At 63.0% G+C, this 16,300-nt stretch carries 16 protein-coding genes; 6 read left to right on the forward strand and 10 right to left on the reverse strand.

The features are described 5' to 3' along the window. Positions 1-127: 127 nt before the first annotated feature. Together EGM97_RS08675 and EGM97_RS08680 are read left to right on the forward strand one after the other, a co-directional pair. Positions 128-1,045 carry a dihydrodipicolinate synthase family protein gene (locus tag EGM97_RS08675; RefSeq protein ID WP_238963191.1) on the forward strand — a complete coding sequence of 306 codons (918 nt, stop codon included), beginning with the start codon at positions 128-130 and terminating at the stop codon, positions 1,043-1,045. A gap of 150 nt (positions 1,046-1,195) precedes the next feature. Beyond that, the gene (locus tag EGM97_RS08680) at positions 1,196-1,750 is read left to right on the forward strand and encodes a DinB family protein (RefSeq protein ID WP_238963192.1); all 555 of its coding nucleotides are present in this window, start codon (positions 1,196-1,198) and stop codon (positions 1,748-1,750) included. Between the two features lie 61 nt (positions 1,751-1,811). Here the strand turns inward: EGM97_RS08680 and EGM97_RS08685 are convergent, their stop codons facing one another. The 5 genes from EGM97_RS08685 to EGM97_RS08705 all read right to left on the reverse strand — a co-directional run bounded on the left by EGM97_RS08685 (position 1,812) and on the right by EGM97_RS08705 (position 7,184). Continuing rightward, positions 1,812-2,876, reverse strand: a complete 1,065-nt coding sequence (locus EGM97_RS08685; RefSeq protein WP_238963553.1) for a 2,3-butanediol dehydrogenase — start codon at positions 2,874-2,876, stop codon at positions 1,812-1,814. 81 nt (positions 2,877-2,957) lie between these two features. Then, the gene (locus EGM97_RS08690; protein WP_238963193.1) at positions 2,958-4,070 is read right to left on the reverse strand and encodes an acetoin dehydrogenase dihydrolipoyllysine-residue acetyltransferase subunit; all 1,113 of its coding nucleotides are present in this window, start codon (positions 4,068-4,070) and stop codon (positions 2,958-2,960) included. Then, complete coding sequence (locus EGM97_RS08695; protein WP_238963194.1) at positions 4,070-5,086, reverse strand: alpha-ketoacid dehydrogenase subunit beta; 1,017 nt, start codon at positions 5,084-5,086, stop codon at positions 4,070-4,072. Before EGM97_RS08695 ends, EGM97_RS08690 begins: the two co-directional genes overlap by 1 nt. A 35-nt stretch (positions 5,087-5,121) precedes the next feature. Next, positions 5,122-6,099 carry a thiamine pyrophosphate-dependent dehydrogenase E1 component subunit alpha gene (locus EGM97_RS08700; protein ID WP_238963195.1) on the reverse strand — a complete coding sequence of 326 codons (978 nt, stop codon included), beginning with the start codon at positions 6,097-6,099 and terminating at the stop codon, positions 5,122-5,124. A 2-nt stretch (positions 6,100-6,101) separates the two neighbouring features. Next, positions 6,102-7,184 carry an ATP-NAD kinase family protein gene (locus EGM97_RS08705; RefSeq protein WP_238963196.1) on the reverse strand — a complete coding sequence of 361 codons (1,083 nt, stop codon included), beginning with the start codon at positions 7,182-7,184 and terminating at the stop codon, positions 6,102-6,104. 342 nt (positions 7,185-7,526) lie between these two features. On the opposite strand from EGM97_RS08705, the gene EGM97_RS08710 reads away from it, so the two are divergent. Further along, complete coding sequence (locus EGM97_RS08710; RefSeq protein WP_238963197.1) at positions 7,527-9,392, forward strand: sigma-54-dependent Fis family transcriptional regulator; 1,866 nt, start codon at positions 7,527-7,529, stop codon at positions 9,390-9,392. Positions 9,393-9,401: 9 nt separating this feature from the next. Here the strand turns inward: EGM97_RS08710 and EGM97_RS08715 are convergent, their stop codons facing one another. From EGM97_RS08715 to EGM97_RS08725, 3 genes are all read right to left on the reverse strand, one after another. After that, positions 9,402-9,731, reverse strand: a complete 330-nt coding sequence (locus tag EGM97_RS08715; protein ID WP_238963198.1) for a hypothetical protein — start codon at positions 9,729-9,731, stop codon at positions 9,402-9,404. A gap of 148 nt (positions 9,732-9,879) precedes the next feature. Continuing rightward, a complete protein-coding gene (locus EGM97_RS08720; protein WP_238963199.1) occupies positions 9,880-11,112 on the reverse strand; it encodes a cytochrome c biogenesis protein DipZ in 1,233 nt (410 codons plus the stop codon). A gap of 111 nt (positions 11,113-11,223) precedes the next feature. Next, positions 11,224-11,487, reverse strand: a complete 264-nt coding sequence (locus tag EGM97_RS08725; RefSeq protein ID WP_238963200.1) for a DUF2790 domain-containing protein — start codon at positions 11,485-11,487, stop codon at positions 11,224-11,226. A 253-nt stretch (positions 11,488-11,740) separates the two neighbouring features. On the opposite strand from EGM97_RS08725, the gene EGM97_RS08730 reads away from it, so the two are divergent. The 3 genes from EGM97_RS08730 (at position 11,741) to EGM97_RS08740 (ending at position 14,492) form a co-directional block, all read left to right on the forward strand. After that, positions 11,741-12,481, forward strand: a complete 741-nt coding sequence (locus EGM97_RS08730) for a response regulator (RefSeq protein ID WP_003202589.1) — start codon at positions 11,741-11,743, stop codon at positions 12,479-12,481. Beyond that, the gene (locus EGM97_RS08735; protein WP_238963201.1) at positions 12,478-13,800 is read left to right on the forward strand and encodes an ATP-binding protein; all 1,323 of its coding nucleotides are present in this window, start codon (positions 12,478-12,480) and stop codon (positions 13,798-13,800) included. Before EGM97_RS08730 ends, EGM97_RS08735 begins: the two co-directional genes overlap by 4 nt. Positions 13,801-13,976: 176 nt before the next feature. Beyond that, positions 13,977-14,492 carry an HvfX family Cu-binding RiPP maturation protein gene (locus EGM97_RS08740; protein ID WP_238963202.1) on the forward strand — a complete coding sequence of 172 codons (516 nt, stop codon included), beginning with the start codon at positions 13,977-13,979 and terminating at the stop codon, positions 14,490-14,492. Between the two features lie 105 nt (positions 14,493-14,597). On the opposite strand, the gene EGM97_RS08745 is transcribed toward EGM97_RS08740, so the two are convergent. Together EGM97_RS08745 and EGM97_RS08750 are read right to left on the reverse strand one after the other, a co-directional pair. Further along, positions 14,598-15,344: an HvfC family RiPP maturation protein gene (locus tag EGM97_RS08745; protein ID WP_238963203.1), complete on the reverse strand. Its 747-nt coding sequence runs from the start codon at positions 15,342-15,344 to the stop codon at positions 14,598-14,600. After that, positions 15,337-16,230: an HvfB family MNIO-type RiPP peptide maturase gene (locus EGM97_RS08750; protein ID WP_238963204.1), complete on the reverse strand. Its 894-nt coding sequence runs from the start codon at positions 16,228-16,230 to the stop codon at positions 15,337-15,339. The genes EGM97_RS08745 and EGM97_RS08750 overlap by 8 nt, the downstream gene beginning before the upstream one ends. Positions 16,231-16,300: the final 70 nt, after the last annotated feature.

A 16,300-nucleotide genomic window follows, 5' to 3' on the forward strand; every position in this document is an offset into this window, starting at 1 on the left:
CCCGCTGGGTCGCGAAGCGGCCCCAAAACCTGACAACTCGGTGCGTCAGACCGATCCAGGGGGCTGCTTCGCAGCCCAGCGGGGATAAATCCCCTCGCCACAAACCATTAGCAATCGGAGACAACCCATGAGCAAACGCATCAACTGGAGCGGCGTGTTCCCTGCCGTCACGACCCAATTCAACGATGACTTTTCCATCAACCTGGAAAAAACCCACCAGGTGATTTCCAACGTCATCCGTGACGGCGTATCCGGCCTGGTGGTCTGCGGTTCGGTGGGGGAAAACACGTCCTTGAGCGCCGACGAAAAAATCGCCGTGACCGAAGTGGCGGTAGACGCCTCCCGTGGCCGGGTGCCGGTGATCTGCGGCGTGGCCGAGTTCACCAGCGTGCAAGCGGCCAAGGTCGCCAATGCCGTGCGCAAGGTCGGTGTCGACGGTGTGATGCTGATGCCGGCGCTGGTCTATGGCTCCAAACCGTTCGAAACCGCCGAGCATTTCCGCTACGTGGCCCGGCATGCCGACGTACCGCTGATGGTCTACAACAACCCGCCGATCTACAAGAACGACGTGACCCCGGACATCCTGATTTCCCTGGCCGATTGCGACAACGTGGTGTGCTTCAAGGATTCGTCCGGCGACACCCGGCGCTTCATCGACGTGCGCAACGAAGTGGGTGACCGTTTCGTGTTGTTTGCCGGGCTCGACGACGTGGTGCTCGAAAGCCTGGCCGTCGGCGCCGAGGGCTGGGTCTCGGGCATGTCCAATGTGTTCCCGAAGGAAGGCGAAACCATCTTCCGCCTGGCCCGCGCCGGCCGTTTCGCCGAAGCGATGCCGATCTACGAATGGCTGATGCCGATCCTGCACCTGGACGCCCGCGCCGACCTGGTGCAGTGCATCAAGCTGTGCGAAGCCATCGCCGGCCGCGGCAGCGCCCTCACCCGTCCACCGCGCCTGGCCTTGCCGGAAGAGGATCGGGTGTATGTGGAGCAGATCATGGCCAAGGCCATGGCGAACCGGCCGGTGTTGCCGGATGTGGGGCTTTAGGACCTCCCCCTAGAAATATGCAGGCCTGTGTGGGAGCGGGCTTGCTCGCGAAAGCGGTCTGTCTGGCAAGACTATGCTGTATGTGCCGCCGTCTTCGCGAGCAAGCCCGCTCCCACAGGATTTGTGGCGGCCATGACAGGGAGGCTTCCCATGAATTATTTCTTGGCCCAAGCTCTGAACAACCGATGGGCCAATCACAGGCTGCTCAGCGCCTGCGCGCAACTGAGCGAAGCCGACTATGTGGCCCAACGCACGGGGTTCTTCCCGTCCATCCAAGCCACGCTTTGCCACATCCTGGAAGTGGATCGCTATTACCTCACCGCCCTGGAGGGCGATCGTGACGGTCAGTTCAGGGACTTTTCCGAGATGCTGGCATTCCCCCGGCTCAGGCAGGAGCAGACCCGCACCGATCAGCGACTGGTGAGCTTCTGCGAGACGCTACGGACGTCGGATCTCGCCCGATCCGTCGAGCTGGTGCGCATCGACGCCGTAGTGCGTGAACGCATCGACCGGCTGCTCCTGCACCTGTTCGAACACCAGATCCATCACCGTGGCCAGGTGCACACGATGCTCAGCGGTACGCCTGTCAAGCCACCCCAGCTCGACGAGTTCTTTCTCGACTGCGACCGTGTGTTTCGGCAACAAGAGGAGCAACAGCTGTCGCTCGACGAAGAACGTGTCTGGCGCGATTATCTTTCCGGTTGAAACCTGTAAAAAATGCGATGGCCCCGGCCGGCCATCGCCAATCGCCCCACTGACGCCGCGTTCAGACCCGTGCGGGGGACACGATGATCTTCACGTTGTGTTCCTTGTTGTTGACCAGTTCTTCGAAGCCCTGCCCCACGATCTGCTCCAGTTGGATTCGCCCGGTCACCAACGGCGAGATGTCCAGGCGCCCGTCGGCGATGAAGGCAATCACGTCGGCGAATTCGCCGTTATACGCCAGCGCGCCGAGCACCTGTTTCTCGGTGGAGACCAGTTCAAAGAAGTTGAATGAACTCGGTTCTTCGAAAATGCCCACCAGCACGCATTTGCCGGCCTTGCGGATCAGGTCGATGGCCACTTTGGCGGTGTGTTTGTTGCCGATGCATTCGAAGCTGACGTCCGCGCCCAGACCGTCGGTCAGACGCCGGACTTCGGCCAGGGCGTCGCACTCGTTCGGATCGATCACATGGCTGGCGCCGACTTCCAGGGCCTTGGCCTTGCGCGCACTGGACATTTCCAGGGCAATCACCTGGGCCGCGCCAGCGGCCTTGGCGCACATGATGGTGCACAACCCGATGGTGCCGGCGCCCACCACCACAACGTTCTGGCCCAACAGGCTGCCGGCCTTTTTTACCGCGTGCATGCCCACCGCCAGCGGCTCGATCAACGCACCGGCCTCGGTCGGGAAACCGGCTGGCAATTTGTAGAGCAGGTTGGCCGGGACATTCACCAGCTCGGCGAACGCGCCGTTGTTCATCAATCCGGTGAACGCCAGGTTTTCGCAGATGTTGTACAGCCCGTGGGTGCAGTAATAGCAGGTGCCACAGTGCTGGCAGGCGTCGGCCGCCACCGGCTCGCCGACACTGAAGCCCTCGACACCGGCACCCAGCTCGACGATTTCGCCGCAGAACTCATGGCCGAGGATGCACTGGCCCTTGATACCGGTCAGCGGGTGCGGCGCGTCTACCGGAATGAACACCGGTCCGGCCACGTACTCGTGCAGGTCGGAACCGCAGATGCCGCACCATTGCACGCGGATCTGCACCCAGCCGGCGGGCGGCGATACGGGCAGTGGCACATCCTCGACGCGGATATCGTTGCGACCGTGCCAGACAGCGGCGCGCATGCTACGGGTAGGTGTGGTTGAAACGTTCATGACGTTGCCTCCAGAAGGCTTGGGGCGACGACCCGGTCGTCGCCCGCTTGATCAGTTCTGTTGAATGAACTCGAGAATCAGCCGGTTGACCTGCTCGGCCGCTTCCATTTGCACCATGTGGCCCTGGCCCGGTAGCACCTCGACCCGTGCCGCCAGCCCTTGGCTGTGAGTCGCCGGTATGATTGCGTCGTCGCTGCCCCAGATCACCAGCGTCGGCACGTGTCCGGCCTGGACCACTTCGCGCAAGTCCATCTGCTGGCGCCCCTCGGCAAACAGCGTCGCCGACAGCTGGCGCAGCGCGGCGTCCACGCCCTCCAGGCGCTTGTACTTGAGCATGTCGTCGAGCATCTGGCGGTTGACCAGCTCGGCATTGGAGAACAACTGCACCAGTTGCGGCTTGAGGGCGTTGCGATTGGCCGCGTCGACAAAACCTTGCAGATAACTGCCGTTGATCTCCTGGCCCAGGCCGGCGCTGCCGATCAGCGTCAAAGAGCGCAACCGCTGAGGCATCAGCCGCGCGGTGTTCAGGGAAACGGCGCCACCCATGGAATGGCCGACCAGATGCGCGACGTTGATGTCCAGATGATCGAGCAGACTCAGCACCACTGTGCTCAGTTCATCCAGGTCCCCGTGCTGCAAAGCTTTGCCGGACTCGCCGTGTCCCGGCAGGTCCAGGGCGATGACCCGCCGTCCAGCCGCCAGCGCTTCGTGGTTGAACAGCCAGTTGTTCAGGTCACCACCGAAGCCGTGCACCAGCACCAGCGGCGTGCCGCCTTCGCCGCGCTCGAAATAGCGGATCACCCGGCTGTCCAATTCGATTTTCTGCGGCTTCGGCCCGCTGTCTTCATCGGCGGCGTCGCCCGGCACAAAGTTGGACTGGAACTGTTCGATGACCGCATCGATCTCGGCGTCGCTGGCCTCGCCTTCGACCACGATGCCGAGCAAGGCGCCGACCGCCAGGGTTTCGTCCTGGCGAGCGATCTGCCGGCGCAATACGCCGGAAAACGGCGCTTCGACGCTGCTGGAAATCTTGTCGGTTTCCACGTCCATCACTTCATCGCCCTTGGCAATGGCCTGGCCCTCTTCCTTGAGCCAGGCATCGACCCGGCCTTCGGTCATCGACAGGCCCCACTTGGGCATGGTCAGGGTATGAATCCGGCTCATCAGTGCTTGCTCCACTCGATCAGTTTGAGCACGGCGCTCTCGATCTTTGCCGCGTCGGGGATGTACAGGTCTTCCAGGGAATCGGAGAACGGCACCGGCGTATGGGGCGCGGTGACCATTTCAATCGGCGCCTTGAGCGCGCCAAAGGCTTTTTGCGCCACCAGCGCCGAGACATCGGTGGCCATGGAACAGCGCGGGTTGGCTTCGTCGATCACCACCAGACGTCCGGTCTTTTCCACACTCTCGAGGATGCTGTCCTCGTCCATCGGGCTGGTGGTGCGCAGGTCGATGACTTCGCAATCGATCCCCCGCTCGGCCAGGCTGCGGGCCGCGTCCAGGGCGATATTGACCGTGCGGCCATAGGACACGAGGGTCATATCCTTGCCATCGCGCAGGAAATTCGCTTCGCCAAAGGGGATGGTGTACAGCTCTTCGGGCACCTCGTCTTGCATGCCGTACAGCAACTTGTGCTCGCAGAAGATCACCGGGTCGTTGTCGCGAATCGCCTGGATCAGCAGGCCCTTGGCATCGTAGGGCGATGACGGGCACACCACTTTCAACCCCGGAATGTGCGTCCACAGCGACGTCAGCATCTGCGAATGCTGGGCCGCTGCGCGCAGACCGGCGCCGACCATGGTGCGAATCACCAGCGGCGTGACGGCCTTGCCGCCGAACATGTAGCGAAACTTCGCCGCCTGGTTGAGGATCTGGTCCAGGCAGCAGCCGGCAAAGTCGACGAACATCAGTTCACACACCGGACGCACGCCGCACGCCGCGGCACCGACCGCGGCGCCGACGTAACCGATCTCCGACAGCGGTGTGTCCAGCACCCGACCGGGAAACTGGTCGTAAAGGCCCTTGGTGACACCGAGCACACCGCCCCAGGCATCGTTTTCGCCGGGCGCGCCGGCACCTCCGGCCACATCCTCGCCCATGATGAACACACTGGCGTCGCGACGCATTTCCTGGGCCAGGGCCTCGTTGATTGCCTGCTGATAGCTGATTTTTCTCGCCATGATGGGATTCTCTGTTCTTGTTTTAAGGGAGGCGTTCAGGGATAGGAGACGTAGACGTCGGTGAGCAGGTCCGCCGCCGCGGGCTTGGGATCGGACTTGGCCTTGTACACTGCGTTTTCGATCAGCAGCTCCACTTCCTTGTCGATCTGGTCCAACTGCTCGGCCGACAGCAGCCCGGCTCGCGTGGTGCGCTCGCGGAACTGCATCAGGCAGTCCTGGTGCTCGCGGAAGTGCTTGACCTCGTCGGGTGCCCGGTAGGTCTGGGCATCGCCCTCGAAGTGGCCGTAGTAACGGGTCAGCTTGACCTCGATCAGCGACGGCCCTTCCCCGGCCCGGGCACGCTCGATGGCGGCCCCGGCGGCTTCGTGCACGGCAAAGAAGTCAAAGCCATCCACCGTCACCCCTGGCATGCCGAACCCGGCGGCCCGATCGGCGATATGATCGCAAGCCACTGACCAGTTGGAGGCAGTGGCTTCGGCGTAGCCGTTGTTTTCAGCGACGAACAGGCACGGCAGGTTCCACACCGAGGCCATGTTCATGGCTTCGAACACCGCGCCCTCGTTGGAACCGCCATCACCGAAAAACACCACGGCGACGCTGTCGGTGCCCTTGAGCCGTGCCGCCAGCGCGGCGCCCACCACCAATGGCGCACCGGCGCCGACAATGCCGTTGGCGCCGAGCATGCCTTTCTCGAAATCGGCGATGTGCATCGAGCCGCCCTTGCCCTGGCAAACCCCGGTCTTCTTACCGTAGATCTCGGCCATCATCCCGTAGACATCCACGCCCTTGGCGATGCAATGACCATGACCACGGTGGTTGGAGGCAATGCAATCGTCATCGCCCAGGTGGGCCATGACCCCGGCGGCGGACGCTTCTTCGCCGGCGTACAAGTGAACGAAGCCGGGAATCTCGCCCGTGGCGAATTCCACATGCAGGCGTTCTTCGAAGGCACGGATGGTGCGCATCACCTGGTAGGCGTGCAGCAATTGATCGTGGGTAAGCGATGTCGACATTTTTATTCTCCGAGGGTGTCTTGAAGGCTGTATTGAAGGTTCAGGGGGTGTTGCGGATGTTCGCGGCCGATAGCCAGCAGCCGGTGTTGCGCGGCGTAGGCCAGCACCGCGTTGACATCGATGCTCAACGGACCGCCGGCATCGAGGGTGATCGTGGGTCGGTCGTTGGCGTTGAATTCGATTTCCCGCTCGCCGTCCAGCGCCAGGGTGCCACTGGACAACGCCAGGCCATGGGCGACACCCGGCTCCAGTGGACCGGCAGCAAGCACACCACAGCCTTGCAGCAGGCCAGGGGCCAGGGGCACCAACAGTGCTTCGGTCGACTGCGGGTCCAGGCGCATCCAGGCGCCGCCCGGAGCCTGGCGGGACACCGGGAACCACAAACCGCACAGCGCCGACAGGCCAATGGCTTGCGGTTCGGCAAAGGTCACGAAGACTTGCGCCAGGTCCTGTGCCCGGCTGATGGCCCGGGCGCCGACAAAACGCAGCGGCGACACGGCCACGTCCACCAGGGCGATTTCCCGCAGGCCACGACCGGCGTCGCATACCAGCAAGCGCTTGTTGCGCCGCAGGGCAATCGGCGACGGGACCCGGCCGCTGGCGTACAAGCCACCGGCCAGTGCCGCACTGGTGGCTTCGCGCAGTTCGGGAAAGGCATTGTTGGTGCCGGTGGAAAGCGTCAGCAGCGGGATGTCCCCCACTTCGGCGGCCACGGCTTTGTGGGTGCCGTCGCCGCCGAGCACGGCGATCAACGAAACCTCGCGCTCGGCCATCAGGCGTGCGGCCCGGCGGGTGTCGTCCACCGTCTGGCGCAGGGTAAGGTCGAGGAACTCCAGGGCCGGCCAATGGCTGCTGCGGGCCTGTCGGCTGTGGCTGTTCTTCAGGACGGCGGCGGCGATGCCGGTCATGTCAGTGGGCATCAGCACCTGCTCGATGCCGGTGGCCCCGAAGGCTGCCAGCAAGCGCTGAATGACCGAAACCTTGTCGGTGCTGGAAAACAGCCCGGCGTTCGCCGTCAGGCGGCGCACGTCGCGACCCGATGCGGGGTTGGCGATGATGCCGACGGTCAGTGGCGGCCGGTTCATGGCGCCACCCTGGATTGGGCCGGAGAATGGCCTGGGCAGAAAGTCATGGACACCTCGTTGTTATTATTGGAAGCCCGTCCAGCGGGTCGAGGGGGATAGAGCAAGGGGGGTGCCAGATGCAGCGAATATCGCTGAAAAATGCATGCCAGAGCGGTTTGATCGGCATTTAAGCAACACCGAAACCCGTCTTCATGAGACGCCACATGTCAACCTGCACGCCCTCACAATGAGACGGTGAGACGTGGCGTCTCACCGACGTCCCGCCCCCCGTCGTGCTTGTCTACGCTTGGCTAACGGCGCTTAATGCACCCACAACGACAAGAAGCTGAACCGGAGGCCCCTATGCTTTCCGCTCACTCCCGGGCGCATGTGGATTGCGTCAGCCGCGTGGTGAAGAACGCGGACCGCTTGCCGCAAAGACCCGTGCCGGACCTGATCCTCGATTCCTGGCGTCGCTCCATGGAGCAGCACCACCTCGATCCCGGATCCCTGCAGGGGCCGCGCATCCTGTCCGAGGCCGTGCTCAGACAATGCCGCGAGCGTTCCGAGCTGTTTCTCAACATCGCCAGCGAGGAAGTCGCTCGCCTCCACGGTCGAGTGCGCGACGCCGACTACTGTGTGCTGTTGACCGATGCCCAGGGCCGGACCATCGACTACCGGGTGGAAACCACCATCCGCAATGACTGCCGCAAGGCGGGCCTGTACCTGGGCACCTGCTGGTCGGAGGGCGAAGAAGGCACTTGTGGCGTGGCCGCCGTACTGACCGCCCAGACTCCGGTGACGGTGCACAAGCGCGACCATTTCCGTGCGGCCTTCATCGGCCTGACATGCTCCGCCGCACCGGTCTTCGATCCGCACGGGGACTTGCTCGGCGTGCTGGACGTGTCGGCGGTACGTTCTCCGGATGACCGCCGTTCCCAGCACCTGATCCGGCAAATGGTGGTGCAGAGCGCCCGGGAAATCGAACAGGCGTTTTTCATGAGCAGTGCCCAGGGTTATTGGGTGCTGCGAGCCCATCGCAACGCCGGCTATGTCGACAGCCAGCCCGATTTTCTGTTCGCCTGGGACGATGATGGCTGCCTGCAGGCCCTCAACCCGGCGGCCCGCCAGTACCTGTTGCAACACTACGGCCAGTTACCGCGACACATCAGTCAGGTCTTCGATCAGCAGCAATTGCACCGTGCCCGCGATGAAAGTCTTTACCCGCTCGCCCATGGCCTGCATGGCCGCTTGAGCGCGCCCCGCCACCGGGCCGGCTCGCGGCCACGAGTGACAGCGACCGCCATCGAGCTGGACTCACGGTTGGCCGATAGCCTGCGCCTGGCCGTGCGAGTCAAGGACCGCAACCTGCCGGTGTTGGTCCAGGGCGAAACCGGCTCCGGTAAAGAGGTGTTCGCCCGCCAATTGCACCAGGCCAGCCAGCGGCGCGACCGGCCCTTCGTGGCGCTGAATTGCGCGGCGATACCCGAAAGCCTGATCGAAAGCGAGCTGTTCGGTTACGTGGCCGGGGCCTTCACCGGGGCTTCGGCCAAAGGAATGCAAGGCCTGTTGCAACAGGCTGACGGTGGCACGCTGTTCCTCGACGAGATCGGTGATATGCCGCTGACGTTGCAGACCCGCCTGTTGCGGGTCCTGGCCGAAGGCGAAGTGGCACCCCTGGGGGCCTCACGCCGCAAGGCCGTGGATATTCAGGTGATCTGCGCCACCCACCGCGACCTGGAAACCCTGGTGGCCGCCGGCGAGTTTCGCGAAGACCTGTATTTCCGCCTGGGAGGCGCCCGCTTTCAACTGCCGCCGTTACGCGAACGCACGGACCGGCTGGCGCTGATCAACCGCCTCCTCGAAGAGGAATCGACGCCGTACGGCGGCCCGGTGCAACTGAGTGGCGCGGCGTTGGAATGCCTGCTCGGTTATCACTGGCCGGGCAATATTCGCCAGTTGCGCCACGTACTGCGCTATGCCTGCGCGGTGTGCGAGACCGGCGTGATCCAGATCGGCCACCTGCCCGAATCGCTGCGCAACACAGATACCACGACCGACACGCCGGAGCCGGTCGCCTGCCCGGAACGTCAGGCGCTGCTCGATGCACTGGTGCGTCACCGCTGGAAACCTGCCGCTGCTGCCCAAGCCTTGGGCATCTCCCGGGCGACGCTGTATCGACGGGTGCGCCAGCATGGTATCCAGATGCCCGGCAGGAGCCCGGTATGAAACCAATCCTTAGCGTTGCGCCAGCTCGTGGCGCACACATTGTTCATAGTAGGTCTGCTTGATTGCCGCCGGTTTGAGGCGTGAGGCGCTGTTGTAGGTTTGCTCGGTAATGCCCAGGGCCGTCATGCGCATCCAGGGCCTGGGAAACTTGCGTACTTGCAGTTTCTTCCGAGCGCCGTAGAGGCTGACCCCGGCCAACTTCGACGCCTGGGCGCCCGCCGCAATATCCGAACCCCAGCGGCAGACCGATTGCTGGTTCTGCGTCAGCGCCCTGGCCTGGGCCTCGAACGCGACGGCCACCAGCAGGAATGTCGTCACGACCCACATAGAAATACGCATAGGTTTGTCGTCCAACTTCATGAAATGAAAGAAGTTTGACGAGGTTCAGATAAGCAAGGGGCCAGTACTGACGTGCGGCCCTGTTTGGACCGGGGACATGGTGATTCCTGTGGTGAGGGGATTTATCCCCTCGCCACAGGTTGGCGCACTATTGGGGTTGATGAGCTGCGGCGGCGTCCGCCTTCGCTTCCTGCAACAACTGTTGGATCACCTGTTCCTGCTCACCATACCGCCCCTCGCCAAAATGGCTGTAGCGCACCTGCCCCTTGGCATCGATGAAGTAATGGGCTGGCCAGTACTGGTTGTCGAAGGCGCGCCAGATCGCATACTGATTGTCGATGGCCACCGGGTAATGGATGTCCAGCTTGCGCACTTGCTCGCGCACGTTGTCGATGATCTTCTCGTAGCCGTATTCCGGCGTATGTACACCGATGACCACCAACCCATCCTTCTCATATTTCCTGGCCCAATCGTTCACGTAGGGCAGCGTGTGCTGGCAATTGATGCAGTCATAGGTCCAGAAATCCACCAGCACCACCTTGCCCCGCAAGGACTCGCTGCTCAGCGGTGGCGAGTTCAGCCATTGCACCGCCCCCTCCAGCGAAGGCATGGCGCCTTGAGAGGCCAGGGTTGGCATGGATGCGGCGCCGGCCTTGCTGACGACGTAATCGATTGCCTTGGGAACATTTTCCAGCAAGCCTTGCTCCAGGGTTGCCGTCCCTTGGGAGGAGGTACTTGCCAGTAAGCGATCATCGGCCCCCGTGCCGATCGCCACGGCGGCCAGCAATACCACGGCACCAGTGCCCCGGCGCAACCAGGTGGTGATCGGCAACGAAAGCTTGAGCCGGCCCATCAACCCGCGTCCGGCCAGGATCAACGTCCCCAGCGACAAGGCACTGCCCAGGCCATAGGCAAGCAAAAGCAGGCTCGTTTCGGCGCTCGCGCCTTGCAACATGGCGCCGGTCAGGATCACCCCGAGTATCGGCCCGGCGCAGGGTGCCCAGAGCAACCCGGTCGCGACGCCGATCAACACCGACGCCAGCGGCCCGGCCATCCGCCCTGCTCCCGCATCGATACGGTTGCCCAGGCTTACCAGTGGCCGTGCCAGCCAGATGCCGACCCGACTGAACATCAACGACAGGGCAAACAGCACCATCACGCCCAGCGCGACCTGCCGGCCGATACTGCTGGCACGCAGAACCCATTCGCTGCTGACCACCGCCAGGCTGGACACCAGGGCAAATGTCAGCACCATGCCGGCAAGCGTCAGCAGCACCGAACGAGGGGAGCGATCGGCCCGGGCGAACAGAAACGGCACCACGGGGAGAATGCAGGGGCTGAGGATCGTCAGGATCCCGCCCAGGAAAGCGATCAATAACATGGCACACCTCAAAGGGAGACTGGCAGACTCGCAAAGCCAGGCAACGGTCACTTAAAATGGAAACAGTCGTTTAAATACAATTAGTTACAAGATAATCATAAGAATCTGGATTCAGTTGTCTTCATGGCAGTGATCCGAAAACTTGCGGTAGTCCAGTGCCTGCTCGTGCCCTGCCGAGTCCAGATAGGTCATGCGCGCATTCACCACCCCGCAAGCCGGATTGGCGTCTTCGCTGATGGATAACACCTTCTGAATATCCAGGTGGGTGCCGTAGCTATAGGTATGCGCCTGGATGTTGCTTTCGGCGCGGGCCGACAGGGTGCAGATGTTCAGCGCGGCGAAAAGGCAAGTGGCGTAGATGGCTTTGGTGTTCATGGCGCAGTCCTCGATTCATTCAATGGTCAGGTTTTCTGTCGAGGCCCTGGGCTTTGTCTGAAAAGTCTAGTGTTGCCTCGTTGGAAGCCATTGAATGCCCTTGAGGTATCGCGCCTGTATCGAACCCGCCGGCTTTTTGCATCGCTGTGTATCCGTCGTGCGCCAGATACACTGCAATACAATCCGTCTCGGGCCAGGCCGGCCGGCGTCTGTAGACTGACCACCAACGAACCGCCATAAGGGGCTGAACACCATGGATCATGTCGATCACGTGCTGATAGTGGATGACGATCGCGAGATCAGAGAACTGGTTGGCAACTACTTGAAGAAAAACGGCCTGCGCACCACTGTCGTCGCCGACGGCCGGCAGATGCGCGCTTTCCTGGAAACCACCCCGGTGGACCTGATCGTGCTGGATATCATGATGCCCGGCGATGACGGCCTGGTGCTGTGCCGGGAACTGCGCGCCGGCAAGCACAAAGCCACGCCGGTACTGATGCTCACCGCCCGCAACGACGAAACCGACCGGATCATTGGCCTGGAAATGGGCGCCGACGATTACCTGGTCAAACCCTTCGCCGCCCGTGAACTGCTGGCGCGCATCAACGCGGTACTGCGTCGTACCCGCATGCTGCCGCCCAACCTGGTGGTCACCGAAAGCGGTCGCCTGTTGGCGTTCGGCCGCTGGCGCCTGGACACCACGGCCCGGCATCTGCTCGATACCGACGGCACCATGGTTGCCCTCAGCGGCGCGGAATACCGACTGTTGCGGGTGTTCCTCGATCATCCGCAGCGGGTGCTCAACCGCGACCAACTGCTGAACCTGACCCAGGGCCGGGACGCCGACCTGTTCGATCGCTCCATCGACTTGCTGGTCAGCCGGCTGCGCCAGCGCCTGCTGGATGACGCCCGCGAGCCGGCCTATATCAAGACCGTGCGCAGCGAAGGCTATGTGTTCTCGCTGCCGGTGGAGATTCTCGAGGCTTCGGTATGAGCCTGCCACTGCATTGGCCGCGGACCCTCGCGTCGAGGCTGTCGCTGATCTTCCTGATCGGCCTGATCCTGGCCCAGGGCCTGTCTTTCGGCGTCCAGTATTACGAGCGCTACCAGACGGCAAAGACCACCATGCTTGGCAATCTGGAAACCGATGTCTCGACCTCCGTCGCCATTCTCGACCGCCTGCCCGCTGCCGAGCGCCCCGCGTGGCTGCCCCAACTCACCCGGCGCAACTACGGGTACCTGCTCGACGAAGGCCTGCCGGGCCTGCCCATGGTGCCCGACGACGCGCCGGTGTCGGTCAGCTCGATCCAGGAGGCCATCGGCCAGGCCTATGCACTGACCTTCACTGACATCCCCGGACCGCAAAAGCATTACCAGGCTCATTTGCGCCTGAAGGACGGCAGTCCGCTGACCATCGATGTCCGCCCGGCCATGATGCCCCTTTCCCCTTGGTTGCCGGTGGTACTGCTGGGTCAGTTGGCGCTGTTGATCGGCTGCACCTGGCTGGCGGTGCGCATCGCCGTCCGCCCGCTGACCCGGTTGGCCCAAGCGGTGGAAACCCTCGATCCGAACGCCCACGGCATGCGCCTCGACGAAAAGGGACCAACCGAAGTGGTCCACGCCGCCAAGGCCTTCAATGCCATGCAGGACCGCATCGCGGCCTATCTCAAGGAGCGCATGCAACTGCTGGCGGCCATTTCCCACGATTTGCAGACGCCCATCACCCGCATGAAGCTGCGCGCGGAATTCATGGACGATGGCCTCGAAAAGGACAAGCTGTGGAGCGATTTGACTGAAATGGAGCATCTGGTGCGCGAAGGCGTGGCCTACGCCCGCAGCATCCATGGCGCCACCGAGGCCAGTTGTCGCATCAACCTGGACGCGTTTCTCGACAGTCTGGTCTTCGACTACCAGGACACCGGCCAGGATGTGCAGCTTTGCACAAGGAACACTGCCGTCATCGACACCCGCCCCCACGCCTTGCGCCGGGTGCTGGTCAATCTGGTGGACAACGCGCTCAAGTTCGGCGGCGCGGCCCGGATCGAGGTGCAGGAAGACCGCAGCGGCCAACTGGCGATCCAGGTGCTGGACCGCGGCCCCGGCATCAGCGAGCAGGAACTGTCCGAAGTCCTCAAGCCGTTCTACCGGGTGGAAAGCTCGCGCAACCGTGAAACCGGCGGTACCGGGTTGGGCCTGGCCATCGCCCAGCAACTGGCGATCGCCATGGGCGGCTCGCTGACCCTGAGCAATCGAGAGGGCGGCGGGTTATGCGCCGAGTTGCGCCTGAGTCGCGGAGTCGCTCATGCCAGCTGAGATGCACCGCTCCCACAGGGGGTTGCGGTGCAATGGATTTGTATGACTGTGTGTCTGCAAGTACCGGGCTTACACAACGTTGCAAGGCGCCTCTCTGGCGACACACGCTGCTTACACCCGTTTGAAAGACTCCCTGGTGTTCCCGGCGCGTACCGCCGGTCCCAAGGAGATCTGCCATGTACCCCACCTTTTCAAACACCCTGAAAACATTGCACACCCCTCTCGATCAGGCCGGCCCATGGCTCGCGCCCCTGGGCTTGCGGCTGTTCCTGGCCTGGGAGTTCTTCGAATCCGGTCTGGAAAAGTGGAACGGCCAGAACTGGTTCGCCGAGATCCAGTCGGCCTTTCCATTCCCTTTCAATCACTTGCCGGCCTATTTGAACTGGGAATTATCGATGTGGGCCGAACTGATCTGCGCCCTCGCCCTGCTGGTCGGCCTGGGCACCCGCTTCTCGGCGCTGGTGCTGATCATCGTCACGGTGGTGGCCACGGCGGCCGTGCACTGGCCGGCGGACTGGTCGACCCTGAGCGAACTGGCCCAGGGCTATGCAATCACCAACAAAGGTCATGGCAACTTCAAGCTGCCATTGATCTATCTGGTGGCATTGCTGCCGCTGGTATTGCAAGGGGCGGGAAAGTTGAGTGTGGATGCGCTGCTTAAAACCGTGTTGCAGCGCTCCAGCAAAACCTGACACAGATCCCTGTGGGAGCGAGCCTGCTCGCGATGGCGTCTGTTCATTCGACAGCTGTGCTGCCTGATACACCGCTATCGCGAGCAGGCTCGCTCCCACAGGTCTTCACCGCACGCCGACCACCCCTTCAGCCAGCATCTGCCGCAGCAGCGTCACGGCGTTGTCCATGAACTCGAACGAGTTCACGCCAGCCTCCCGTGCCAGTCCCAGCAACTGGCCCCGCCCATCCAGTCGCGAAAACTCCTCGATGCGCTCCAATAGCCGCCAGGCCAACGGGCTGAGCTCGGAAAAGCGCACCTCGAACCCAGGCGTGCGCCGTACCAGCAACAGTGTCGGCTGAGGCGGCGGTGTGGAAGGCTGATAGCCGGGTGCCAGGCGATGCACCGGCCATCGATACGCCAACGGCCAGGCCAGGGGCGAAATACGCAGGGGGCGGTCGAGTAATAGCGTTTCATCACTGGGCGGCAGCGATTGGGCTTGCGATTGCAGCAGCGCCATTTCGATCCATTCGTAATGCGCCAGCTCAGCCATGAACGGCGGCGAGTCCGCCGATTGCCGGGTCGCCAGATAACCCACGAACTCCTCGGCGACCTCCCCGAACCGGGGCGTGACGCAACGATGCTCGCGCAGGAAGCCGCGCACCGTGGCGCGCCAGGCGTCCTGCCCCAACACGCTCACCAGCACCGGAAAGGTCCCACTGAGCAACGAGCGCATGTTTTCGAAGATCAGGTCGCGATACACCTGCGCCCGCGCGCCGTCCATGCCCTCTGGAACCGGGCAGTGTTCAGGGTCGCGCAGGTAGCGGGTCAGCGCCTGTTGCTGCTGATGCAATGTTTGCCGGACGTCAGTCATGGGCCACCGCCTGCCGGGCGCCGGTCTGCTGCTGCAACTGACGAATCGTCTGCAGTTCGGCCACCAGTGCCGCGTACGGCGGGAAATTGAAGTCCCGTTCGAGCAAGGTCGGTTGGACACCGAAACGCTCGTAGGCCTGGGCCAGAAGCGACCAGACCACCGGTTTGACCGCAGCGCCATGGCTGTCGATGATCAAGCTGTCGGATTCGTCAAAGTGCCCGGCCACGTGCATGGCGACCACACATCCGGGCTCAAGTCCGGCCAGGAAGGCCTGGGGATCGAAGCCGTGGTTGACCGAGTTGACGAAGACATTGTTGACGTCCAGCAGCAGGTCGCAGCCCGCCTCGCGCAGTACCGCGTTGGTGAACTCCAGCTCGGTCATGTCCTGTTGAGGTGCCGCGTAATAGGAGACGTTTTCCACCGCCAGACGCCGGCCCAGTACATCCTGGGCCTGGCGGATCCGGGCGGCCACGTGCCGCACCGCTTCTTCGGTGAAAGGCAATGGCAGCAGGTCGTACAAATGGCCCTCATCGCCGCAGTAGCTCAGGTGTTCGCTGTAGATCGGCACATTGAAGCGATCCAGAAAGTCGCGCACCTGGCCAAGGAACGCCAGGTCCAACGGCGCCGGACCGCCCAGGGACAGCGACAACCCATGACAAGACAGCGGATAGCGCTCGGCCAACCAATGCAAAGCGGCGCCATGGGCGCCGCCTATTGCGATCCAGTTTTCCGGGGCAACTTCGAGAAAGTCGAAATCCCCCGCCGGCGCCTCGCGCAGTGCGCCGAGTAATCCTCGTCGCAGGCCAAGTCCGGCGGATGACCTGGCAAGCAAGGGCGCTTGCTGACGACTGGGTTCATACAAAAGAGGGGATAAACGCTGGGACATGGCACGTCTCCTTTGGCAGTCAAGAAACCCATGCCCGGGGAGCGAACCTGCTCCCACAGGCATGGCGCTG

This window comes from Pseudomonas sp. AF32, assembly GCF_022342325.2.
GTDB classification, from domain to species: Bacteria; Pseudomonadota; Gammaproteobacteria; order Pseudomonadales; family Pseudomonadaceae; genus Aquipseudomonas; species Aquipseudomonas uvaldensis.